The following is a 23,451-nucleotide window of genomic DNA, read 5'->3' as shown; positions in this document are numbered from 1 at the left end:
GCCGTACTACTTCACGTTGACACCGCTCCAGGCGGCGCCGACGGCCGCGAGCTCGGCGCTGTCCGCGCCGTACAGGTCGGTCGCCGCCTTCTCGGTCGCCTCACGGGCGCCCGCGTAGTCGGTGGACGACGTCATGTACTCGGCGAGGGCCTTGTACCAGATCTGGACGGCCTTGTCCCGGCCGATGCCGGTGACGGTCGAGCCGTCGGCGGTCGGGGAGTCGTAGTCGACCCCGTTGATGGTCTTCGCGCCGCTGCCCTCGGACAGCAGGTAGAAGAAGTGGTTGGCGACGCCGGAGGAGTAGTGCACGTCGAGGTCGCCGACGCTGCTGTCCCAGTAGTCGGCCGAGCCGCCGTCCTTGCTCGGCTTGTCCATGTAGCGCAGCGGGGTGCCGTCGCCATTGATGTCGATCTTCTCGCCGATGAGGTAGTCGCCGATGTCCGTGCTGTTGTCGGCGGCGAACTCGACCGAGGTGCCGAGGATGTCGCTGGTCGCCTCGTTCAGGCCGCCGGACTCACCGAAGTAGTCGAGGTTGGCGGTGGACGCGGTCAGGCCGTGGCTCATCTCGTGGCCCGCGACGTCGAGGGCGGTCAGCGCGCTCTTGTTGTCGGCGCCGTCGCCGTACGTCATGCAGAAGCAGCTGTCGTCCCAGAACGCGTTGACGTACGAGTCGCCGTAGTGGACCCGCGAGTACGCGGCCTTGCCGTCACCGGCGATGCCGTCGCGGCCGAACGCCGACTTGTAGAAGTCCCAGGTCTGCGCGGCGCCGTAGGCGGCGTCGACCGCGGCGGTCTGGCGGTCGTCGCCGGTGCCGTCGCCCCAGGTGTCGTCGTCGTCCGTGACCAGGTCGCCGGTGCCGCTCTCGCCCTGGTTGAGGTCGTACGTCTTGTGGCCGCCGCGGTCGCCGTCGGTGAGCTCGAAGCCGGAGCCGGACGCGGTGGTCGACAGCTCGACCTCACCGCTGTACTGGCTGTTGCCGACACCGGTCTCGACCGCCTCGTAGCTCTGGAGCTTTTTGCCGGTGATCGCGTCGGTGATGGTGTGCACCCGGCTCGGCGTGCCGTCCTTCTGCACCCCGGTCCGCACCGTCTCCAGGGCGAGGACGGGCTTGCCGGAGGCCGCCCAGATCACCTTGCGGGCGGCGGCCGCGGTCTTGATCTTCGGCGTCGTGGACGGCACCGATATCCGGGCCTCGGTCGCCTTGGTGACGCCCTTGAGCTTTCCACCGGGGGCGGTGTGGGTGATGAGGTCGCCGCCGAGCACCGGCAGTCCGTCGTAGGTGCGCTCGTAACGGGTGTGGACCGTGCCGTCGGCGTCCTTGATCACGTCACGGACGATCAGCTTCTCCCGGCCGCCCAGTCCGAGCGAGTCGGCGGTCGAAGAGGCTTCGCTCTGCGCGGACTTGATGGCGGCCGTGCGCTGCGAGGCCTTGTTCGCGCTGAAGGGGACGACGCTGCGAGTGGCGGAGTGACCGCCATTGCCGTTGTCGGGCACGGCGTTCGCCGCACCGGTCTGCATGCCTACGACAACCATCGCGGTCACTGCGGCCAGGGCTGCGGCGCGACGGGTGTTCATGTGGGGGGTCATGCGCTCTCCGTTGCTCGTTCCGTGGGGGGTTACGAGCCGAGAGCGTGCCACCGAATGACCAGGATTGACGGTGCACTAACAAATGCCTCACATTTATTTGACCTCTTCTTGTCCGAATGGAATACACATGTGCCCGTTAATTGACGGGAGTTGGGCGCAGATGTCCGGTGGCACCGCATAGCGGGCGCTATGTGTCCGCTCCCGCCGTGCGCACACGAAAGCCCCCGGCCGGGCGGCCGGGGGCTTTCGCTAATGTGCCCGTGCGTCAGATGTTGACGCCGAAGTCCTGGGCGATGCCGCGCAGGCCGGAGGCGTAACCCTGGCCGACGGCGCGGAACTTCCACTCGGCGCCGTTGCGGTACAGCTCGCCGAAGACCATGGCGGTCTCGGTGGCGGCGTCCTCGCTCAGGTCGTAGCGGGCGATCTCGGTGCCGCCGGCCTGGTTGACGATGCGGATGAACGCGTTGCGCACCTGGCCGAAGTTCTGGCTGCGGGACTCGGCGTCGTAGATGGAGACCGGGAAGACGATCTTGTCGACGTCGGCCGGCAGGCCCGCCAGGTTGACGTTGATCTGCTCGTCGTCGCCCTCGCCCTGGCCCGTGACGTTGTCACCGGTGTGGACGATGGTCTGGTCGGGCGTCGACTTGTTGTTGAAGAAGACGAAGTGACCGTCGGAGACGACCTTGCCGGCGGGGGTGACCGCGATCGCCGAGGCGTCGAGGTCGAAGTCGGTGCCGGTGGTGGTGCGGACGTCCCAGCCGAGGCCGACCGTGACGGCGGTCAGGCCCGGGGCCTCCTTGGTGAGGGAGACGTTGCCGCCCTTGGACAGGCTTACAGCCATGGGAAGTCCCTTTCATCGTGGATTGCGGGCTCCATGCCATCACGAAGCTTCCGTCACAGGTCTTAACGCGGACAAGGGACCAGGAGGTTCCTGATCCCTTTGCTTTCTTTACCGAAATCCTCCGGCCGGCCGGACGGCCGGTACGACAAAAGAAGGTGACGAACACCCTCCGGTCCGGGGAACATGGGTGTCATGTCCGGGCCCTATGTCATCCGCGGTTCGGTCTCCCTGCCGGAGGCCGAGCTCATGTGGCGTTTCTCGCGGTCCTCGGGACCCGGCGGGCAGCACGTCAACACCAGCGATTCCCAGGTGGAGCTCCGCTTCGACCTCGCGGCGACCGAGTCGCTCCCCGAGGTGTGGAAGGAGCGGGCGCTCCAGCGTCTGGAGAGCAGGCTCGTGGGCGGGGTGATCGCGGTACGGGCCTCCGAGCACCGCTCCCAGTGGCGCAACCGCGAGACCGCTCTCGTACGGCTCGCCTCCCTGCTCGCCGAGGCGACGGCGCCGCCCCCGAGGCCGCGCCGCAAGACACGGATCCCGCGGGGCATCAACGAACGACGGCTGCGCGAGAAGAAGCAGCGCGGCGAGACCAAGCGCGGCCGCTCCGGCCGCGACTGGTGAGGACCGGGCCCTTGGCCCCGGTCCCCGCCGCCCTCACCCCAGCTGCCGGTACCGCCCCCGGAAGTACGTCAGCGGCGCCCCCTCCGCGCTGGGCAGGGCCGCACTCAGCACCCGCCCGATCACCAGCGTGTGGTCGCCCGCCAGGACCCGCTGCTCGGTACGGCACTCCAGCGTGGCCAGCGCGCCGCCGATCAACGGCGCGGCGGTGACCTCGCCCCGGGTGTAGGGGATGTCCTCGAACAGCAGCCGGTCGCTGATCCGGCCCTTCATCGCGAACCGCCCGGCGACGTGCCGCTGGCTCTCGGCGAGCACGGACACCGCCCACAGCGGCTGCTCCGACAGCAGGTCGTCCATCCGGGAGCCGTTGCGCAGACTCACCATCACCAGCGGCGGGTCCAGGGAGACCGACATGAAGGCGGTCGCCGTCATGCCGACGTCCTCGCCCCGTCCGTTCTCGTCCAGCGGCGGCTCCTGGGCGGTGATCAGCACGACGCCGGCGGCAAGCCGGGCGAGGGCGCCTCGGAACTCATCGTTGCTCACCCCCTCAGCATGGGGGATGGGCCGGGGGCGCGGGGCGGGGGTCGTCGTCTGCAGCACATCGGGCACGCTAGCCGTGGAGCGCACACCTCCGCATCGGGCCAAGGGACCAGCCGGGTCCTAGGACCCGTGGTTCGCGGGGTGGGCGCGGGCCGTGGTCCACGGGGGCGGGTGCGGTCGGCGCTGCAACGTCCGGATTTGCGTTCAAGAAAAGTATGGGGCGAATCCGTACGGCACTCGCGACTCTTTACCATCTGTTGTGACTTGAGTCACAGAGTGCAATATTCGTTGACCCTGTGTACCGACGGCACAGCTCACTGTGATTCAGTTGCCGTGACACTGCAGTAAGTACGTCGATATGAAACCTGGAGTGCTGTCGAGGTCTCGGGGAGTGCGAGCAATGGAGGCCGAGTCGGAGCCGTACGTCCGTCTTGCGACGATGCGGCAGTTGCACCAGGCCGTGGCCGATCTCAACACGGCGCGGAGCCTGGCCGACACTCTGCAGACCGTGGCCGACGGAATCGTCACCGGTCTCGGCTACGAGCTGGCCTGTGTGAACCTGGTCCGCCCCGACGGTGATCTCGTGGTCGCCGCCTTCGCGGGCAACAGTGCGGCGGAAGCCCTGATCACCGGCCGGGTCGGCTCGCGCGCCTCCTGGGAGCGCCGACTGACCATGGGGCAGGCCTGGGACGAGCTCCGTTTCATACCCCACACCGACGGCTGGGTCCTCCTCGACGACGACGTGCCGCAGTGGCACACCGACGGGCCCGACCCCCGTTTCGAGGACGAGTGGCACCCCGAGGACCGCCTCTACGCCCCGATGTACGCCTCCGGCGGCGGTGCCGATCTGCTGGGTGTCATCTCCGTGGACCGCCCGCGCAACGGCCGCCGTCCCGGCGCCTGGGGCCGCGAGGCCCTCCAGATGTACGCGTCACAGGCCGCCATTGCGATCAGCAACGCCCGGCTCAGAGCAAACATGCAGCGGGCGCTGGTCCGTCTGGAACGGGAACAGCAGGCGCTGCGGGCCAGCGAGGAGTCCTTCCGCCAGGCCTTCGAGTACGCGCCCAGCGGCATGGCCATCGCCGAGATGGGCGGCGACCAGCACGGCCGGCTGCTGCGCACCAACGACGCCCTGTGCCGGCTGCTCGGCCGGCCCGCGTCCGTGCTGCGCCGCTACTCCTTCGCCGACCTCGTCCACCCCGAGGACATCGGCACCCTGCTGCGCACCTCCGCCGAGGGCGGTCGCGCCGAGCTGCGGCTCGGGCGGCGCGACGGCACCTACCTCTGGGTCTCGCTGCGCAACTCCGTCGTCGCCGACACCGCGGACGGCCCCCGCTTCCTGCTCACCCATGTCGAGGACATAGAGGAGCGCAAGCGCCACGAGCTGAATCTCGCGCACCGGGCCTCGCACGACGCGCTCACCGGCCTGCCCAACAGCGCCGAGCTGCGCTCCCGGCTGGGTGCCCGGCTCTGCGAGCGCCCGAACGCGGCGGTCACCACCCCGGTGCAGGCGCTCGACGCGGCCTACGGCGACCTCGACGACCCGGAAGCGCGGACGCGCGGCTACGAGGTCGACCCGGCACCCGGTGGCCCCTACGACCACCATGTGCACGTCGTCGCCCCCGACACCGAGCACGACGACGGGGCGAAGGGGCTCGCGGTCCTCTTCTGCGACCTCGACGGCTTCAAGTCGATCAACGACCGCTTCGGCCACCACACCGGTGACGCGGTGCTGATCGAGGTCGCCCGCAGGCTCACCACCGGTGTCCGTGACGGCGACACCGTGGCCCGGCTCGGGGGTGACGAATTCGTCGTCCTCGCCGACGGGCTCGGCGACGCGGACGCCGCGGACCTGGCCGTACGCCTGCGCAACGCCATCATTCCGCCGATCCGGGTCGACGGCAGGGCGGTGCGGGTGGGGGCGAGCTTCGGCATCGGCTGGGCCGCCTGCGGCATGACCGCCGAAGAGGTGCTGGCCTCCGCCGACCAGCGGATGTACGTGGAGAAGCGGTCCCGTTCCAAGGTTCATCGCAGGGCCGGCTGACGTTGACGGCGGCGCTGTTCCCGCGCTCCGACGCCGTTCCGGTACCCGCGACGGCAATTCTTGGTGTGGGCCGTTCGGGGTAGGCTCGGCCGGTCGGCCACGGCTGGCAATATTCGGCGACGGCTGGCGACATGGTGAGGAGTGACCCAGGGATGACGGCCGGGAACAACGGCGCAAACACGCCCGAGGACGACGATCCGTTCGGCTACCTGTACGAGGACGGACAGGCGGCAGGCGCCCAGCCGCCGCGGCAGGGCGGCTACGGCTACCCGCCGGTGGCACCGCAGCCCGGTGTGCCCCGGACCTCGTACAACCAGGTACGCACCGTCGGCGAGCGCCAGTACGGCCAGCAGGCACCGCAGCAGGCGTACGGCCAGCAGCAGGCGTACGGCCAGCCGAACGCCCAGTACGCCGCCCCGGAGACGTACCCCGGCGGCCCCGGGCAGATCCCGCAGCAGGGCGGCCGCGGCCGTTCCGGCGGCCCCGGCAAGGGCGGTCCGAACACCAAGGGCCTGCTGATCGGCGCGGTCGCGGTGGTCCTGGTCGTGCTCATCGGCATCGGCGCCGCGCTGATCACCGGTGACCCGGACAAGGACGAGAAGAGGGACGAGGCCACCTCCTCGGCGGGCCCCGGCGACCAGGTCGAGGAGTCCCCGAAGCCCCAGCAGTCCCCCAGCTCCGAGGCCCCGGCCGAGATGCCCGAGCAGGACGCGGCGACGCTGAAGCTCGGCGGCACGGCGGTCCTGGGTAACAACGTCAAGGGAGCGAAGGGCGCGGGCGGCGCGTATGTTGACCTCAACGAACTCGGCCGGTCTGTCACCTGGTCGGTCGAGGTGCCAAAGGGGGGCGCGTACACGGTCTTTGTGACCTACTCCGTGCCCGGCAAGGATGCCAAGACGTCGCTGTCGGTCAACGACGAGAAGCCCCGGTCTATCAGCATGGAGAACTACGCGAACGCGGCGGAAGGTGACTGGGAAATGGGCTGGACGACCACGTTTGGCTGGATCAATCTCAAGGAGGGCCCGAACACCATCAAGCTCTCCTGCGAGCAAGGGGATTCGTGCGAAACGTATCTCGATCAGCTGTCGCTCAAGCCAGGGCATGTCAAAAGGTGATCAACCGCTCGTTGGTGGCGCGGGAAGCGCCGCCAACGAGTAAACAGGCTGTTCTGCGGTTACGACCAGTCCGAGCAGGCATTCAGCATCGTGTCGCCTTCGAACGTGGCCACGTTCACACCAAGTTCGAAGAGGCCGTTGGTGTGCGAAGCGGTGGTCGTCCAGGTATTGCCGTTGCCTTGGCCGTCATAGTTCATCCGCCACGACCAGTTATGAATCTTGCCGAATGTGTCCTTGGACACGAGTCGGATCCGAGAGTGGTGACCGTCGGCCGCGGTGTCGTACAGGCTGATGGTCAGTTTCACCGTGGCGCCGGGGCCGGTCCAGTTTTCGATCGTGATCGAGCCGGATGAACCGGCTGTGCTGCAACCTACGATCGTCGAGGCGACCGAGCTTGCGGCCTGGGCGGGGTTTGCAGCGGTGACGGTCAGCAGGGCGGCGGACAGAATCGCCCCTCCCAGAATGGTTTTTCTCACTGTGCTCCTTCTCTGAAGTGTCGATGAATCGAACCTATTTCATGATTGATCAAAATCGAACGCGCATTTGAGTCACGCGTTGGCCGAATCCACCAAGATCGCCAGAAAATTCGCCACCGTCGCCGCCATCGCCTCGCGCCCCGGGGCGATGTACTTGCGCGGGTCCACGCCCGTGGTGTTCTCGGCCAGGTACGACCGCACCGCGCCGGTGAACGCGGTGTTCAGGGCCGTGCCCACGTTGATCTTGACCATGCCGGAGGACGCGACGGCCCGGCGGATCTCCTCGTCCGGGACGCCACTGGAGCCGTGCAGCACCAGCGGGACCGGGACGGCCTCGCGGAGCCGGCCGATCAGCTCGTGGTCCAGGGCGGCGGTGCGCTCGGTCATCGCGTGCGAGGAGCCGACGGCGACGGCCAGCGCGTCCACCCCGGTGTCGCGGACGTACGCGGCGGCCTCGGCCGGGTCCGTACGGACACCGGGGGCGTGGGCGTCGAGCGGGGCCTCGCCCTCCTTGCCGCCGACCTTGCCGAGCTCGGCCTCGATCCAGATGCCGCGCTCATGACCCCAGGCCACCGCCTCGGCCGTGGCCCGCACGTTCTCCTCGTACGACAGCTTGGACGCGTCGAACATGACGGAGCCGAAGCCCTCGGTGTGCGCCTGGTGGAGCAGCTCCACGGACTCGACGTGGTCGAGGTGGAGGGCGAGCGGGGCACCGGAGGCGCGGGCGACGGCGGCGGCCGCGGCGGCGATCGGGGAGAGCCGTCCGCCGTGGAACTTCACGGCGTTCTCGGAGATCTGGAGGATGGCGGGGGCTCCGGCACGCTCCGCACCGGCCGCGATGGCCTCCGCGTGCTCCAGCGTGATGACATTGAAGGCGGCGATCCCGCGTCCCCGGGCCTGGGCGGCGGAGACGAGTTCACCGGTGCTGACGAGCGGCATGCTGACCTCTTGCTGCTTCTTTCGGACCGGCCCGCGGGCCGGTCCGGGGCGGGCGCGGCCTCTCAGAGGCTGTCAGGTGACCTTCGATCGGAAAGCGGACGCAGTCTGGTGCGTGCGATTCCAAGGCGCTGGGATGGCCCCGTAGCAGAGCTACCAGGGCATCCCGGCAACGCGGGAAGCGCGCGTGCCAGGGTGTGTGTGGCCACCCGATCAGAGGTCACCCGGCAGTCTCTCGGGCCGCCGGTGCGTGTTCCTCGACGTCGACGCGCGGCAGCAGCTCCTCGTACGCCGCGCGGTCGAAGTCGCCGGCCGTCGGGGAGAGCACGGTCGCCGTCGACAGGGCCACTGCCCGCCGCAGCCGGTCCGGCCAGCTCAGCCCCTCGACGAGGCCGGACAGCAGCCCGGCCACGGCGGAGTCGCCTGCGCCGGCCGGATTGCCCAGGACCTTGGCGGGCGGCGCCGCCCGCCAGCTGCCCTCGGGGGTGACCGCCAGCATGCCGTCCGCTCCCAGTGAGGCGATGGCTCCGTGGGCGCCGCGGCGGCGGGCGTCGCGGGTGGCGCGCATCGGTTCACGGGAGCCGGTGAGCCGGGCGAGCTCGTCGGCGTTCGGCTTGATCAGGTCGGGGCGGGCGGCGATGCCGCGGCGGAGCGGTTCGCCACTGGTGTCCAGGAGCACGGGGACACCGGCGGCGCGGGCCGAGCGGACCAGTTCGGCGTAGGCGCCGACGTGGATGCCGGGCGGCAGGCTGCCGCAGAGCGCGACGGCGTCGGCCCCGGCGAGGAGCTCCTCGTACCGGCCGAAGAGGGCGGTCCACTCGGCGGCGGCGACGAGCGGGCCGGGTTCGTTGAGCTGGGTGGTGTCGCCGGTGGCCCGGTCGACGACGGCTATGGTGCGGCGGGTGTTCCCGGCGACGGTGACGAGGGCGTCGGTGATCGGCGCGGGGGCTGTTCCGGGCGCGGGGGCATCCGTAGGCAGGCCGGCCAGCAGCTCGCGGAGCACTGCCCCGGTGGAGCCTCCGGCGAAGCCGGTGACCACCGTCTCGTGGCCGAGGGCGGCGAGCACCCGGGCCACATTGAGTCCCTTGCCGCCGGGTCGCTCGGACACCTCGCTGACCCGGTGGCTGGCGTGCGGGACGAGTGCCGGGACGCCGTACGTCAGGTCGAGTGCCGTATTCAGTGTGACCGTGAGGATCACCGCGGCCGCTCCCTCGATCCCTGCTCCGAAGCGCGAAACCATGGGCGGAATGCGCTTTCGCTGGCTGTTTTCAAGGCGATCATGTCAAAGAGGCGGCGGTCGGCCCAGACCTGTGGACCAACCGCCGTCTCTTCGTTACGTATTCGACTCGCCGTCAATAACGGGGCAGATCAGCCGATCCTGGGCTCTTTGATCCATTCGCCCCTGCGCATGACGCCCTTGAGCGCGAAGTCCTCGTCCAGGACCACCAGGTCCGCGTCCTTGCCCGGCTCCAACGAGCCGACCCGGTCGTACACGCCGAGCAGCCGGGCCGGGTTGGCGGAGATGGACTGCACCACGTCGCCGACCGGGATCCGGTCGATGGTCACGGCCCGGTGGAAGGCGGTGTCCAGGGTGAGGGTGGAGCCCGCGATCGAGTTGCCCTCGACCAGCCGCGCGACGCCGTCCTTGACCTCGACCGCGAGCGGGCCGAGCTGGTACAGGCCGTCGCCGAAGCCGGCCGCGTCCATGGCGTCGGTGATCAGCGCGACGCGGTGGGCGCCCGCGTGGTGGTAGGCCAGCTCCAGTGCCGCGGGGTGCAGATGCGTGCCGTCGTTGATCAGCTCGACGGTGATCCGCTCGTCCTCCAGCAGCGCGGCGATCGGGCCGGGCTCGCGGTGGGCGAGCGGCGGCATCGCGTTGAAGAGGTGTGTGGCGACGGTGGCGCCCGCGTCGATCGCCTCGACGGTCTGCTCGTACGTGGCATCGGTGTGCCCGACCGCGGCGATGACGCCGTGCTCGGCGAGCAGCCGCACCGAGTCGATGCCGCCCGGCAGTTCGGTGGCGAGCGTGAACATCTTCGCGGTGCCGCGCGCCGCGTCCATCAGCTTGCGGACCTCGGCCGGGTCCGGGTGGCGCAGCAGGTCCTCGCTGTGCGCGCCCTTGCGGCACGGCGAGATGAACGGGCCCTCGAAGTGGATGCCGGCCAGGTCGCCCTGCTCCACCAGCTCCGAGAGGACACCGGCCCGGTGGGCGAGGAAGTCCATCTCGCCGGTGACCGTGGAGGCGACCAGCGTGGTGGTGCCGTGCTCGCGGTGGGTGCGGATGCCGGTGAGGACCTCGTCCACGGTGCCGGAGGTGAAGGAAGCGCCGCCGCCGCCGTGGTTGTGCATGTCGACGAAGCCGGGGACCACCCAGTGGCCGCTCAGGTCGAGGGTCCGGGCGTCCTCGGCCGCGCTGCCCGCGATCCGGGTGCCTTCGACGATCACCCGGCCGTTCTCGACGGTCCCGGTGGGAAGCACCACCCGGGCACCTGCGAGAACTGTGCTGTCTGCGCGTCCGGCCATCAGACGGATACCTCCGTGGAGAGAAGATCCCAGGCGAGCAGCCCCGCGCCCAGGCATCCGGCGGTGTCCCCGAGGGCCGCCGGGACGATGTGGGGCAGCTTCTGGAACGTGACGCGTTCCTCGACGGCCGCACGGAGTGGTGTGAACAAGGTTTCCCCGGCCTCGGCGAGGCCGCCACCGATGATGAGCGTGCTCGGGTCGAGCAGCGTCAGCGCGGTGACCAGCCCGGCGGCGAGCGCGTCCACCGCGTTCCGCCAGACCTCCACCGCCGCCGGGTCGCCGGACTCGACGGCCTTCGCGCAGTTGGCCGCGTCAGCCTCGGGGTCGCCGGACGCGGCGGCCCAGGCGCGGCTGACGGCGGAGGCGGAAGCCAGGGTCTCCAGACAGCCGCGCTGTCCGCAGCTGCAGTGGGGCCCGTCCGGCCGGACCACGATGTGCCCGATCTCGCCCGCGTACCCGTGCGCGCCCGCCTCGATCGTGCCCGCGATGCCGATGGCCCCGGCGATGCCGGTGCCCAGCGGTACGAAGAGGAAGCGGTCGGCGCCCTTGCCCGCGCCGATCCGGCCCTCGGCGAGCCCGCCGGTGCGTACGTCGTGGCCGAGCGCGACGGGAACGCCGCCGAGCCGCTCGCCGAGCAGGTGCCGCATGGGTACGTCGCGCCAGCCCAGGTTCGAGGCGTAGACCGCGATCCCGTTCTCGGCGTCGACGATGCCGGGCACGGCGACACCGGCCGCGACGGCGCTCTCGCCGAAGTGCTCCTCGCCGTACGCCCGCAGATCGGCGGCGAAACCGAGGATCGACTCCACGACCGCATCGGCGCCGCGTTCTCTGCCGGTCGCCCGCCGTGCCTCGTACAGCAGGGCGCCGTCGGCCCCGACCAGTGCGGCCTTCATTCCTGTGCCGCCCACATCGAGGGCGATGACGTGTTTCACGGGGAACAGTTTCGCCCGAGGAGCCAAAAAGGTCTAGTCCACTATCCTGGTTTGTTGCGGATGCATACAAAATCCCGGCAAATGAAATGCACGGCATGGCAGGGGCACGGGAACCGGGCCGCCCCGGACTGCCTCAGGGCGAAAGGATCACGCTGCGCGAGAGGTTGCGCGGGTGGTCCGGGACGTGCCCCGCCCCGAGGGCGTCCTCGGGAAGATCGCGCGTGATTCGGCCGCGGCGGCCGCGGCGGACAGCCCTCGGGAGTCGTTCCGGCGGATGGCGGCCCTGCGGACGGGCGATATGTTGGCTGATATGACCGCCCCCACGAATGACCACGACGACGAACCGGACGGCCTCTGCGACAGGGACCGCGCCGTGCTCGCCGTGGAACGGCAGTCGTGGTCCGGCCCCGGGGCGAAGGAGCGGGCGATCCGCGAACAGCTGGGCATCTCGCCCACGCGCTACTACCAGCTCCTGAACGCCCTGATCGACGACCGTCGCGCCCTGGCGGAGGACCCGGTGACGGTCAACCGGCTGCGCCGGGTGAGAGACGCGAAACGCGGACGCCGCTGAGCACCGGATCAAGCCCCTGCGGCAGAACCGGGCTCCTCCGGTAGAACCAGGGCCCTCCGGCAAGACCAAGCCCCTAATCCAGGGCCCTTCGGCGATCGAGGAGCGGGGGTCCGGGGACCGCGCCCCGAGGACGCCCGCACCGCCCCAACTCCCCGCCCCGGCTATAGGCTCCCCCCATGGGCAGCAACTCCGAAGCAGCCGCGCTCCCGACTCCCACCACCCGACCCGGCCGCGAGGCCCTTGCCGCGATCCTCGCGCGCCCCGACCGCGCCGTCATCGCGCTCGACTTCGACGGCACCCTCGCCGACATCGTCCCGGACCCGGAACAGGCCCGCGCCCACCCCGGCGCCGTCGAGGCCCTCGCCGCACTCGCCCCGAAAGTGGCCTCCATCGCCGTGATCACCGGCCGCCCGGCCGGCGTCGCGGTCCGGCACGGCGGCTTCGCCGGAGTGTCCGGCCTCGACCACCTCGTCGTCCTCGGCCACTACGGCGCCGAACGCTGGGACGCCGCCTCCGGCACCGTCCACGCCCCCGCCCCGCACCCCGGCATCACCGCGGTCCGCGCCGAACTCCCGGGCGTGCTGGACCGGTCCGGCGCGTGGCACGGCACCTGGATCGAGGAAAAGGGCCGGGCGATCGCCGTCCACACCCGCCGGGCCGCCGACCCGCAGGCCGCGTTCGAGGCGCTGGGCAGCCCCCTCGGCGAGCTCGCCGCCCGGCACGGACTGATCGTGGAGCCGGGCCGGATGGTCCTGGAGCTGCGCCCGCCGGGCGTGGACAAGGGCGTGGCGCTCGCCCAGTACCTGCGCGAGACGGACGCCGAGTCCGTGCTGTACGCGGGCGACGACCTCGGCGACCTCGCCGCCTACGCCGCGGTGGAGAAGCTGCGGACCGAGGGCCCCGACGGTATCCCCGGCCTGCTGGTCTGCAGCGGCAGCGCGGAGGTGCCCGAACTGGCCGCGCGGGCCGACCTGCTGCTCGGCGGACCGGGCGACGTCGTCGCCTTCCTGGCCGAACTGGCCCGGCGGATCTGACCGGCCCCGGCGGCTCACTCCCGCCGCAGCGCGTCCAGCTGGTCCAGGAACCACTGCTGCGGCGGCAACGCGACCGCCGCCGCGGCCAGGCGTTCGGTGCGGGCGGCCCGTTCGTCCTCCGCCATCGTCAGCGCCTCGTGCAGCGCCGCCGCCGTCGCCGAGACGTCGTACGGATTCACCACGACCGCGTCGCTGCCCAGCTCCTCGTACGCCCCCGCCTCCCGCGACAGCACCAGCGCGCAGCCGTGGTCGGAGACGACCGGGATCTCCTTGGCGACCAGGTTCATGCCGTCCCGGATCGGATTGACGAGCGCCACGTCGGCCAGCCGGTACGCGGCGAGCGAGCGGGCGAAGTCGTCCTTGACGTGCAGCACGACCGGCGTCCAGCCCTCCGTGCCGTACACGGCGTTGATGTCGTCGGCGACCTGCCGCACCTCGGCCGTGTAGTCCCGGTACACCGCCAGGTCCTGCCGGGAGGGGTAGGCGAAGGCGACATGGACGACGCGCTCGCGCCATTCGGGCCGCTCGTCCAGGAGCGCGCGGTACGCGAGCAGCCCGCGCACGATGTTCTTGGACAGTTCCGTCCGGTCCACCCGCACGATCGTCCTCCGGCCTGGACCGGCCTGCTCGCGCAGCACCGCCATCCGCTCGTCCACATCCGCCTCGTGCGCCCGGCGGCGCAGGAAGTCCGCGTCCGCGCCGAGCCCGTGCACCCCGATCCTGGTCCGCCCGGTGCCGCCCAGGATCTGGGTGCAGCAGCCGATGAACGCGTCCGCCCAGCGCCGGGTCAGGAACGCCGCCCGGTCCGCGCCCAGGATGCCGTGCAGCAGTTGCTCGGCGATGTCGTCGGGGAGCAGCCGGAAGTAGTCGACGGGCGCCCACGGGGTGTGCGAGAAATGGCCGATCCGCAGGTCGGGGCGGAGCTCGCGGAGCATGCCCGGCACCAGTGCCAGGTGGTAGTCCTGCACCAGCACCGCGGCTTTCCGCCCGGCCTCCTCGGCGAGCGCCTCGGCGAAGGCCCGGTTGTAGCTCTCGTACGACGCCCACTGCCGCCGGAACTCCGCGTCGAAGACCGGCTCCAGCGGTGTCTGGTACAGCATGTGGTGGACGAACCAGAGCACCGAGTTCGCGATGCCGTTGTACGCGTCGGCGTGGACGTCCGCGTCGATGTCGAGCATCCGCACGCCCGGCTCACCGACCCCGCGCCGGACCGCCTCCCGGTCCCCGTCACCGAGCGCGGCGCACACCCACAGCTTGTCCTCGACGGCGCTCAGCCCGGAGACGAGACCACCGCCGCCCCGCTTCGAGTCGAGCGATCCGTCCGCCTCCAGGGTGTACGACACCGGGCCGCGGTTGGAGGCGACGAGGACCTGGGCGGAGAGCTGGGCTTCGTGCTCGGAGACCATGTTGCGGAATCTAGCCGGATCACGAACCGCCCAAACGTGCGAAGTCAGGCCGCGCGGCGCGAAACGTACTCCTCGATCTCGCACATCGGGGGCCGCTCCTCGGTGTCCACGGCATGGGTGCGCGGTACGAAGCCGTTCGCGCCGCGCTCGAACTGGGTGAGCGCCGGGCGCACCAAGTGACCGCGGGACAGCCGGAGCTGCGCGGTCCGGTAGATCGCCGCCGCCATCCGGCCGAGCGCCTGCCCGTCCTGGTGCCGGTGTTTGCGCACCCCCACGTCGACCTGGGCCAGCGCGTCCAGCCCCACGGTGTGCAGCGCGTCGACCAGCAGGCCCAGTTCCACGCCGTAGCCGACGGGGAAGGGCAGCCGTTCGAGCAGGGAGCGGCGCACGGCGTACTCGCCGCCCAGCGGCTGGACGAAGCCCGCCAGCTGCGGCCAGTGCAGATTGAGCAGCGGACGCGCCACCAGCTCGGTCACGCGACCGCCCTGACCCGTGGTCCTGCCGGAGGCGGGTTCGTCGGGGCCGGTGACGAAGGGGCGGTCGTACATCGCCTTCACGAACTGCACGTCCGGGTCGGTCAGCAGCGGGCCGACGATGCCGGAGACGAAGTCCGCCGAGAAGTCCCTCAGATCGGCATCGACGAAGCACACGATGTCACCGCCGGTGACCAGGAGCGACCGCCACAGCACCTCGCCCTTGCCGGGCACGGCCGGTATCCGGGGGAGTATCGCGTCGCGGTGCACCACCCGGGCGCCGGCCTCCCGGGCGACCTGCGCGGTGGCGTCCGTGGAACCGGAGTCGATCACCACCAGCTCGTCGACCAGCCGGACCTTCTCCATCAGCTCGCGCCGGATCGTCGCGACGATCTCGCCGACCGTCGCCTCCTCGTTCAGCGCGGGCAGCACGACACTGACGCTCCCGCGGCCCGCTTCCCCGGCCGCGGCCCTGGCGGCCAGAAGGTGGTCCAGCGGGCGGTCGGCGGCCGACCAGGAACGCCTGGACAGCCAGCATTCGACCTCTTCCAGCACGGTCGATACTCCCCTGTATGTGATCCATCTCGCGGTTCGGACGGCTATCTCAACAGTCCGGTGCTTCGGTTACAGTCTTGAACAACGCGGACGGCCATCGCATGCCGGGGTCCGTCCGCCGATAAATGCCCGGATCGAAGATCCGGTGCCACAGCGCTCATCCAGAGGGACTGAGGGAACGGCCCGTTGAAGTCCCGGCAACCCCCCCACCGACCGCGAGGTCCGGTGAGGAAGGTGCCAATTCCGTCTCGTGGCGAAACGCGCCGCGAGGAAGATGAGGAGAAAGGGCCTCGCCACCATGGCTGTGCAGACCGTTGCAGTAAGCACCGATTCTTCCGTCGACGCCGAAGCCGTCGACCTCGGTCCCGCTTCGGGCCTTTCCTGCCGCGAGTGCGGCGAGTGTTTCGAGCTCGGCCCCATCTTCGCCTGCGCGTCCTGCTTCGGACCGCTCGAAGTCGCGTACGACCTGCCGAGCGGCTCCCCGGAAGAGCTGAAGAAGCGTATCGAGGCCGGACCGGCCAACATCTGGCGCTATGCCCCGCTGCTGCCGGTCCCCGCCGATGTCGCCGAGAAGCCGAACCTGAACCCCGGCTGGACCAAGCTCGTCAAGGCCGACAACCTCGCCCGTGAGCTCGGCGTCGAGCAGGGCAAGCTGTTCGTCAAGGACGACTCCGGCAACCCCACGCACTCCTTCAAGGACCGCGTCGTCGCCCAGGCCATCGAGGCCGCCCGCGCCTTCGGCTTCACCACCCTCTCCTGCTCCTCCACCGGCAACCTCGCCGGTGCCGTCGGTGCCGCCGCCGCCCGTGCCGGCTTCCGCTCCTGCGTGTTCATCCCGCACGACCTGGAGCAGGGCAAGGTCGTCATGGCCGCGGTGTACGGCGGCGAGCTGGTCGGCATCGAAGGCAACTACGACGACGTCAACCGCTTCTGCTCCGAACTCATCGGAGACCCGCTCGGCGAGGGCTGGGGCTTCGTCAACGTCAACCTGCGTCCGTACTACGGCGAGGGCTCCAAGACCCTGGCGTACGAGATCTGCGAGCAGCTCGGCTGGCGGCTCCCGGACCAGCTGGTCGTCCCGATCGCCTCCGGCTCGCAGTTCACCAAGATCGACAAGGGTCTCCAGGAGCTGATCAGGCTCGGCCTGGTCGAGGACAAGCCCTACAAGCTCTTCGGCGCCCAGGCCGAGGGCTGCTCGCCGGTCTCGGTCGCGTACAAGGGCGGCCACGACGTCGTCCGGCCGCAGAAGCCGAACACGATCGCCAAGTCCCTCGCCATCGGCAACCCGGCCGACGGCCCGTACGTCCTGGACATCGCCCGCCGCACCGGTGGCGCCGTGGAGGACGTGAACGACGAGCAGGTCGTCGAGGCGATCAAGCTGCTGGCGCGCACCGAGGGCATCTTCGCGGAGACGGCGGGCGGTGTGACGGTCGGCGTGACGAAGAAGCTCATCGAGGCCGGTCTGATCGACCCGGCGCTGACCACCGTCGTACTCAACACGGGTGACGGTCTCAAGACCCTCGACGCGGTGGCCGAGACCTCTCAGGCGACCGCGACGATCCGTCCCAGCCTGGACGCGTTCCGCGCGGCCGGCCTCGCCACCCGCTGACCACCCGAGACTTCAGGAAGGACACCCACCATGAGCGTCAAGGTCCGCATCCCCACCATCCTCCGCACCTACACGGGCGGCCGGGCCGAGGTTCCGGCCGAGGGCTCGACCCTCTCCCAGGTCATCGAGTCCCTGGAGCAGAACCACCCGGGCATCGCCGCCCGCGTCCTGGACGACCAGGGCAAGCTGCGCCGCTTCGTGAACGTGTACGTCAACGACGACGACGTGCGCTTCGAGGGCGGTCTGGAGACGGCCACGCCGGACGGTGCCGGCATCTCGATCATCCCGGCCGTGGCCGGCGGCTGCTGACGCCCCGTCCGGCCCACCGCGCCATCGAATTGCCCCCTCCGCTTCAATCGCGGAGGGGGCAATTCTGCATGGTTGAGCGCGGTAGAGTGTGGGAAGTCCCCCCAGCTGCCCGTGCCGCCCGCATACGAGAATGCGCCCGGCCACGACAAGATGCAGCCAAAGTACGCGATCCGCTTGAGGCATAAGTCACCTTTGCCTGGCCCGACTTGCCCAGGATTCATATGAATTCCGCATATCCGGGCGTTCGGTGCTGCCGAGAATTCTCGTCCGATTGACCTGTTGCAGAGGGCAGTTGGGCAGATACATTCAGCCGCGGTCGACGCGTTCCGGCGCACACACACCCTCTCCTGTCGGAGGGTGGGTTCTGACCCGGGTCCGCGAAGTGCGGTCCTGCGCAAGGGCCAGTAATAGGGGAGTTAGGCATGGCTCAGGGCACCGTCAAGTGGTTCAACGCGGAGAAGGGGTACGGCTTCATCGCGGTCGACGGTGGTGCGGATGTTTTCGTCCACTACAGCGCGATCCAGATGGACGGGTACCGCACCCTCGAAGAGGGTCAGCGAGTTGAATTCGAGATCTCGCAGGGCCAGAAGGGGCCGCAGGCAGACATGGTCAAGCTCGCCGTCGGCTGAGTTCGAGCGGTCGGCCAACGACACCACTCACGCACTGCACTCACGCGCTGAGGGCCCGTACCCCGGGGGGTACGGGCCCTCGGTGCGTCTCGTGCGTGCCTCGCCCGCGCCTCCCGCGCCCCCCGCGCACCCCGGCGCGGTGTCCACATCGCGAGGGGGACGCTTGCACTCTCGGGGGTCGAGTGCTAATCATTGGCGTTAGCACTCTCCAGGTGAGAGTGACAGAACTTGGACCGGGCCGGTGAGGCCCGCAGGTCGGTGGGGCAAGGAACCACCGGTCACGCAGGCCGTCCGTCGCGGGCGCCACTCGGTCCGGAGAAATCCACCCCTGTCCGGGAGGACCACTTCACATGGCCAAGATCATCGCGTTCGACGAGGAGGCCCGGCGCGGTCTCGAGCGCGGCATGAACCAGCTCGCCGACGCCGTCAAGGTCACCCTTGGCCCCAAGGGTCGCAACGTCGTCCTTGAGAAGAAGTGGGGCGCCCCCACGATCACCAACGATGGTGTTTCCATCGCCAAGGAGATCGAGCTGGAGGACCCGTACGAGAAGATCGGTGCGGAGCTGGTCAAGGAGGTCGCCAAGAAGACGGACGACGTCGCCGGCGACGGTACGACCACCGCCACCGTTCTCGCCCAGGCTCTCGTCCGCGAGGGTCTGCGCAACGTCGCCGCGGGTGCCAACCCGATGGCGCTCAAGCGGGGCATCGAGAAGGCCGTCGAGGCCGTCTCCGCCGCCCTCCTGGAGCAGGCCAAGGACGTGGAGACCAAGGAGCAGATCGCTTCGACGGCCTCCATCTCCGCCGCCGACACCCAGATCGGCGAGCTCATCGCCGAGGCCATGGACAAGGTCGGCAAGGAAGGCGTCATCACCGTCGAGGAGTCCCAGACCTTCGGTCTGGAGCTGGAGCTCACCGAGGGTATGCGCTTCGACAAGGGCTACATCTCGGCGTACTTCGCCACCGACATGGAGCGCATGGAGTCGTCCCTCGACGACCCGTACATCCTGATCGTCAACTCCAAGGTCAGCAACGTGAAGGACCTCCTTCCGCTGCTGGAGAAGGTCATGCAGTCCGGCAAGCCGCTGCTGATCATCGCCGAGGACGTCGAGGGCGAGGCCCTGTCGACCCTGGTCGTCAACAAGATCCGTGGCACCTTCAAGTCCGTCGCCGTCAAGGCCCCGGGCTTCGGTGACCGCCGCAAGGCCATGCTCGGCGACATCGCCATCCTCACCGGTGGCACCGTCATCTCCGAGGAGGTCGGCCTCAAGCTGGAGAACGCCGGTCTCGACCTGCTCGGCCGCGCCCGCAAGGTCGTCATCACCAAGGACGAGACGACGATCGTCGACGGTGCCGGTGACAGCGACCAGGTCCAGGGCCGCGTCAACCAGATCCGCGCCGAGATCGAGAACTCCGACTCGGACTACGACCGCGAGAAGCTCCAGGAGCGCCTCGCGAAGCTGGCCGGCGGCGTGGCCGTCATCAAGGCCGGTGCCGCGACCGAGGTCGAGCTCAAGGAGCGCAAGCACCGCATCGAGGACGCGGTGCGCAACGCCAAGGCCGCCGTCGAGGAGGGCATCGTCGCCGGTGGTGGCGTGGCTCTGCTCCAGGCCTCGGCCGTCTTCGAGAAGCTGGAGCTCTCGGGTGACGAGGCGACCGGCGCCAACGCCGTCAAGCTGGCGCTGGAGGCCCCGCTGAAGCAGATCGCCGTCAACGGTGGTCTCGAGGGCGGCGTCGTCGTCGAGAAGGTGCGCAACCTGGCCGTCGGCCACGGTCTGAACGCCGCGACCGGCGAGTACGTCGACATGATCGCCGAGGGCATCCTCGACCCGGCGAAGGTCACGCGCTCCGCCCTGCAGAACGCCGCGTCCATCGCCGCGCTCTTCCTCACCACCGAGGCCGTCATCGCCGACAAGCCGGAGAAGGCCGCTGCGGCCGCTCCGGGCGGCATGCCGGGCGGTGACATGGACTTCTGATCCTGACGGATCGGTAGTTCCTGTACAGCTTTGCCGTATCGGCCCCCTGGACCAGCTGGTCCAGGGGGCCGATACGGTTTTCGCGCCGAACTGCGCCGAACTGCGCCGAACTGCGCCGAACTGCGCCGAACTGCGCCGAACTGCGCCGAACTGCGCCGCTCCACCGCTCTGATGACAGCTGTGGCCGTGGCTGCTTCTGTGACTGCTTCTGTGGCTGTGGTGGTGCGGGTGCGGGGTCCTACGGCAGGCGGTCGAGCAGCCAGGTGCAGAGTTCCTCCGTGACGAGGGTGTGTCCCTCGTTGCGGGAAGCGTGCTTGAACTCGTCGAGTCCGCTGTCCTCCTCCGGGAGCGAGGAGATCTCCGCGTACAGCTCCTCGTCCGTGTCCAGATCGCGGATGTCGACCGCGCTGACCGCCGGCACGAAGCAGTGCGACCGGATGCGTACGTCGGCCTTGAAGCCGAGGAAGGGATTCAGGGCGTTGAAGGCGTCGGCGAGGATGCCGAAGCCCTCCAGCGAGCCGCCGGGTGCGCCGTCGATCGACGGGAGTCCGTTCGTACGGACATCGTTGGTCTTCGACGTCAACACCCGTAGATTCGCGGCGAGTTCGTCGCGCCCCGGACCCTGGGTGTAGAGCTTGGTCCCCACGATCGACAGGCCCTTTCCCTCCAGAGCCAGTTCGCCCGGCCGCACATCGGTGCCGATGCCGTCGGCCACGCCATTGGCGACGCCGATCCGCCGGGGCCGCTGCGGCCACTCGCCGACGGCCGCCATCTCGGCCAGGAACGCGGCGCGTTCGTCGCTCTGGTCCGGTGTGTCGTCCCACTTCGCGATGTGCCGCCACAGCAGCTGGCGGGCGGCCGGGCTGTTGATCTGGTCGGAGAACCGGCTGTCGAGATCCTTGATGTAGTGGGCGAACGCCTGGAGCCCGACCGGGATCCAGGCGCCCCGGTGCGGGCTGTCGTACGAGAAGTACAGCGCCGTCCGGTGGTCGATGTGATCGGTTTCCATCCTGGCCAGCGCATGCCGGGAGGCGAGCCCGCCCATGCTGAACCCGCCGACGGCCAGCGGCGTGTCGCTCTCCCGCTCCGCGATCGCCCGCGTGATCGCTTCCCGCACGGTCCGGGAGTTGTCCAGAATCGACGCGCTGCGCTCATGGAAGCCGAGAAGGACGACGTCATGGCCACGGCGGCGCAGCTCGCTGATGAACGCGTAGTCACCGAACTCCATGATCTGCCAGGAGAATTCCAGCTCGCTCGGCCCCGAGCCGAAGCCGTCGGCGAAGATGACCGGCCGTACGAGACCGGCGTTCCCCTCGCCGTAGTAGACCCAGGCGGTACCGCCCGGCAGATCCCAGACCTCGCTGGGCGGCAACGGAAGGGAGCTGGGCCTCTCGGCGTCCAGGCGGGGGCCGGGAGCCAGAGCGATGGGGGGTTTGTCGCGGAGTCCGGAAACGATCTGCTCGTGGGACGGTTCGGACATGGTTCGTTCCCCTTTGGGCCGGTTGATTACGATGCGCGCCAAGAGGAACACGCAACGTAGCGCCCGGGCGTGGGAAAGCGGATCAAACCACCCCCAGGTGGGAGCCGGTTTCGGACACCGGGTGACGGTCCGGCCCCGCAGGCCGTGGGGGCGGCGCGGTCTCACGGGTCGCCGGGGCGACGCGGTCTCACGGGTCGCCAGGGGGGTGCGGCCTCGTGGGTCGTCGGGGCGGCGCGGCCTCATGGGCTGTCGGGGCGGCGCGGCCTCATGGGCTGTCGGGGAGGCGCGGTCTCACCGACTCTTGGAGTGACGCGGTTTGACGGACCGGCGGGCCAGTCCTGCCCGTACCTCGTTCATCCGCTCGCGTACGGCGTTCGCCGGTACGGCTCCGTCGGGCCCGGCGGGTGCGGCGACCGCTTCGCCCCGGCATGGCCTGCACCGGCCGCCGATCAATGCCTCCGCGCTGCCCGGTGAGCCGCATTCGCTGCATTCGAGGGTGCGCAACACTGTTCGTCGCGGTGCCGGAGCGACTCGTTCGGGTGGCATCTTGTCGGCGAGCCGCCTGCGGACGAGGCCGGCCGGGTGGTGGACGGGAGTGGGGAGCCCGTCGGTGAGGGCGTGCAGCAGCTCGGCCTCGCCGGCCCCGCGCTCGAACCACTCGCCGACCTGCGGCTCCAGCGCCGTGCAGTCCGCTGCCGACAGCGTGAGCGCGGGGGCGGTGCGGCCCAGCGCCGCGAGCAGCACGAACGCGCGGGATCGAGTGGGGCGTCGGGGCTGCTCGACCGGTACGTCGCCCCGGGTGAACGCCGCCCACCACTCGTCGTCCCGTGCGGTCCGGGAGAAGAACGTCCGGGTCACCCAGAGCAGCACCTCGTCGTCGGCGACACACTCGCTGCCGCGCCGCAGATGCCCGGCGTCCTGCAGCCGGTTGAGAGCGGTGCGCAGCGCGCACTGCCCGTACGGGAGGTGCTTGGCGAGCGTCTTCACGGAGATGTCGGAGCCCTCGGGCAGCCGGTCGATGTACGCGGCGATGGACGCCTCGCGCGCCGGAAGGTGCGCGAAATCCCGGTCGGTACGGGGAAGTTGCGAGGGCGCGGACCGCTTGCCGTAGCCGGGATTGGCCATGGGATGCGGGGTCGGCGGTGCGGGTGAGGATACGTGCGGCGCGCACGGGGTGGCACTAGACTGGCTGTCAGCCATCAGATCGCTCCTTTGAAACGATCGAAGTGGTCAGGCCCCTGTTTTTGGTGTTCGTGCACCGGCAGGGGCCGTTCTGTGTCGTGGAGCGTCGCTCCGTATTCGGCACGCTAGGGCGTTGCCACCGTCGGTGGCAAGTCGGTCACAAACGGTCAACTCGCCGCTCGGGGTGGGTGGGTGGGGAGTGGCCCACCTCCCTTTCCTCGGAAAGAGCGCTCGGACCTCGCGGCTTGAGCCCCGGGCGGAACATCCCTGGTGAGAAGGGGCGCGCGCACTGATCCGAATGCGCCGAACGCGCTCCGGATGCGCCGCTGCCGGCGGGGTGGATCCGCCTCGGTCCGGCATGCGCTCGCACAGGACCTTCTGCCGCAGTGGCGGGCCGCATCCCTGCGTCGAGGAAGGCGGCGACCGCGCTGGGCTTCAGCGAGCTCGGTTCCCAGCTCGGCATCCGGTTGGTCTGATCGCCGGATGTACGCCGACCAGCTACGGGCACCCAACCGCACACCGGCCGGCCGTACGGATCTGGTGGCGGTCCGCCGTCGCGGCGCGGGAACGGACCTTGCCCCCAATGCCTGAGGCCCTCTCCCCCGCCGAGCTGCGGTCCCT

Annotated in this window: 21 protein-coding genes and 1 riboswitch; of the genes, 9 read left to right on the top strand and 12 right to left on the bottom strand. The window is 70.0% G+C overall.

Annotated elements, in window-relative coordinates:
- Positions 1–6: 6 nt before the first annotated feature.
- Together ACWCQ6_RS24640 and ACWCQ6_RS24635 are read right to left on the bottom strand one after the other, a co-directional pair.
- The gene (locus tag ACWCQ6_RS24640; RefSeq protein ID WP_451092567.1) at positions 7–1,587 is read right to left on the bottom strand and encodes a M4 family metallopeptidase; all 1,581 of its coding nucleotides are present in this window, start codon (positions 1,585–1,587) and stop codon (positions 7–9) included.
- Positions 1,588–1,852: 265 nt separating this feature from the next.
- Positions 1,853–2,428, bottom strand: coding sequence for a TerD family protein (locus ACWCQ6_RS24635; protein ID WP_451092565.1), 576 nt, complete (start codon positions 2,426–2,428; stop codon positions 1,853–1,855).
- 183 nt (positions 2,429–2,611) lie between these two features.
- Here ACWCQ6_RS24635 and arfB point away from each other — a divergent pair, with 183 nt between their 5' ends.
- Positions 2,612–3,046 carry an alternative ribosome rescue aminoacyl-tRNA hydrolase ArfB gene (gene arfB, locus ACWCQ6_RS24630; protein ID WP_093540299.1) on the top strand — a complete coding sequence of 145 codons (435 nt, stop codon included), beginning with the start codon at positions 2,612–2,614 and terminating at the stop codon, positions 3,044–3,046.
- Between the two features lie 33 nt (positions 3,047–3,079).
- Here the strand turns inward: arfB and ACWCQ6_RS24625 are convergent, their stop codons facing one another.
- Complete coding sequence (locus ACWCQ6_RS24625) at positions 3,080–3,586, bottom strand: flavin reductase family protein (RefSeq protein ID WP_451092563.1); 507 nt, start codon at positions 3,584–3,586, stop codon at positions 3,080–3,082.
- A gap of 397 nt (positions 3,587–3,983) precedes the next feature.
- On the opposite strand from ACWCQ6_RS24625, the gene cdgB reads away from it, so the two are divergent.
- Together cdgB and ACWCQ6_RS24615 are read left to right on the top strand one after the other, a co-directional pair.
- Positions 3,984–5,627, top strand: a complete 1,644-nt coding sequence (gene cdgB / locus ACWCQ6_RS24620) for a diguanylate cyclase CdgB (RefSeq protein WP_451092561.1) — start codon at positions 3,984–3,986, stop codon at positions 5,625–5,627.
- A 152-nt stretch (positions 5,628–5,779) separates the two neighbouring features.
- On the top strand, positions 5,780–6,742 hold the full coding sequence (locus ACWCQ6_RS24615; protein ID WP_451092559.1) for a carbohydrate-binding protein: 963 nt from the start codon (positions 5,780–5,782) through the stop codon (positions 6,740–6,742).
- Between the two features lie 59 nt (positions 6,743–6,801).
- Here ACWCQ6_RS24615 and ACWCQ6_RS24610 read toward each other — a convergent pair whose 3' ends face one another.
- From ACWCQ6_RS24610 to ACWCQ6_RS24590, 5 genes are all read right to left on the bottom strand, one after another.
- Positions 6,802–7,218, bottom strand: coding sequence for a hypothetical protein (locus ACWCQ6_RS24610; protein WP_451092557.1), 417 nt, complete (start codon positions 7,216–7,218; stop codon positions 6,802–6,804).
- A 72-nt stretch (positions 7,219–7,290) separates the two neighbouring features.
- Positions 7,291–8,157, bottom strand: coding sequence for a class II fructose-bisphosphate aldolase (locus ACWCQ6_RS24605; RefSeq protein WP_451092555.1), 867 nt, complete (start codon positions 8,155–8,157; stop codon positions 7,291–7,293).
- 217 nt (positions 8,158–8,374) lie between these two features.
- Entirely contained in the window at positions 8,375–9,352 is a 978-nt protein-coding gene (locus ACWCQ6_RS24600; protein ID WP_451092608.1) for a 1-phosphofructokinase family hexose kinase, read from the bottom strand.
- A gap of 170 nt (positions 9,353–9,522) precedes the next feature.
- Complete coding sequence (nagA, locus tag ACWCQ6_RS24595) at positions 9,523–10,677, bottom strand: N-acetylglucosamine-6-phosphate deacetylase (RefSeq protein WP_451092553.1); 1,155 nt, start codon at positions 10,675–10,677, stop codon at positions 9,523–9,525.
- The gene (locus tag ACWCQ6_RS24590) at positions 10,677–11,609 is read right to left on the bottom strand and encodes an ROK family protein (protein ID WP_451092551.1); all 933 of its coding nucleotides are present in this window, start codon (positions 11,607–11,609) and stop codon (positions 10,677–10,679) included. Before ACWCQ6_RS24590 ends, nagA begins: the two co-directional genes overlap by 1 nt.
- 310 nt (positions 11,610–11,919) lie before the next feature.
- Between ACWCQ6_RS24590 and ACWCQ6_RS24585 the strand changes: the two genes are divergently transcribed.
- Together ACWCQ6_RS24585 and otsB are read left to right on the top strand one after the other, a co-directional pair.
- Positions 11,920–12,180, top strand: coding sequence for a DUF3263 domain-containing protein (locus tag ACWCQ6_RS24585; RefSeq protein WP_451092549.1), 261 nt, complete (start codon positions 11,920–11,922; stop codon positions 12,178–12,180).
- Positions 12,181–12,356: 176 nt separating this feature from the next.
- Positions 12,357–13,214, top strand: coding sequence for a trehalose-phosphatase (otsB, locus tag ACWCQ6_RS24580; RefSeq protein ID WP_451092547.1), 858 nt, complete (start codon positions 12,357–12,359; stop codon positions 13,212–13,214).
- Positions 13,215–13,228: 14 nt separating this feature from the next.
- On the opposite strand, the gene ACWCQ6_RS24575 is transcribed toward otsB, so the two are convergent.
- Positions 13,229–14,620, bottom strand: coding sequence for an alpha,alpha-trehalose-phosphate synthase (UDP-forming) (locus ACWCQ6_RS24575; RefSeq protein ID WP_451092545.1), 1,392 nt, complete (start codon positions 14,618–14,620; stop codon positions 13,229–13,231).
- Positions 14,621–14,664: 44 nt separating this feature from the next.
- Entirely contained in the window at positions 14,665–15,648 is a 984-nt protein-coding gene (locus ACWCQ6_RS24570) for a glucosyl-3-phosphoglycerate synthase (protein ID WP_451092543.1), read from the bottom strand.
- A gap of 154 nt (positions 15,649–15,802) precedes the next feature.
- Positions 15,803–15,929: riboswitch (SAM riboswitch) on the top strand.
- Positions 15,930–15,946: 17 nt separating this feature from the next.
- Between ACWCQ6_RS24570 and thrC the strand changes: the two genes are divergently transcribed.
- The 4 genes from thrC to groL all read left to right on the top strand — a co-directional run bounded on the left by thrC (position 15,947) and on the right by groL (position 20,168).
- Positions 15,947–17,257: a threonine synthase gene (gene thrC, locus ACWCQ6_RS24565; RefSeq protein WP_451092541.1), complete on the top strand. Its 1,311-nt coding sequence runs from the start codon at positions 15,947–15,949 to the stop codon at positions 17,255–17,257.
- 30 nt (positions 17,258–17,287) lie between these two features.
- Positions 17,288–17,566: a MoaD/ThiS family protein gene (locus tag ACWCQ6_RS24560; RefSeq protein WP_266913776.1), complete on the top strand. Its 279-nt coding sequence runs from the start codon at positions 17,288–17,290 to the stop codon at positions 17,564–17,566.
- A gap of 422 nt (positions 17,567–17,988) precedes the next feature.
- Complete coding sequence (locus ACWCQ6_RS24555) at positions 17,989–18,195, top strand: cold-shock protein (RefSeq protein ID WP_003967346.1); 207 nt, start codon at positions 17,989–17,991, stop codon at positions 18,193–18,195.
- A gap of 350 nt (positions 18,196–18,545) precedes the next feature.
- Positions 18,546–20,168, top strand: coding sequence for a chaperonin GroEL (gene groL, locus ACWCQ6_RS24550; protein WP_072487928.1), 1,623 nt, complete (start codon positions 18,546–18,548; stop codon positions 20,166–20,168).
- 238 nt (positions 20,169–20,406) lie between these two features.
- On the opposite strand, the gene ACWCQ6_RS24545 is transcribed toward groL, so the two are convergent.
- Together ACWCQ6_RS24545 and ACWCQ6_RS24540 are read right to left on the bottom strand one after the other, a co-directional pair.
- Positions 20,407–21,648: an esterase/lipase family protein gene (locus ACWCQ6_RS24545; protein WP_451092538.1), complete on the bottom strand. Its 1,242-nt coding sequence runs from the start codon at positions 21,646–21,648 to the stop codon at positions 20,407–20,409.
- A 291-nt stretch (positions 21,649–21,939) separates the two neighbouring features.
- Positions 21,940–22,773, bottom strand: coding sequence for a hypothetical protein (locus ACWCQ6_RS24540; protein WP_451092606.1), 834 nt, complete (start codon positions 22,771–22,773; stop codon positions 21,940–21,942).
- Positions 22,774–23,451: the final 678 nt, after the last annotated feature.

It is taken from the genome of Streptomyces sp. NPDC001880 (assembly GCF_053594575.1).
This window is presented reverse-complemented; position numbering and strand designations above follow the sequence as displayed.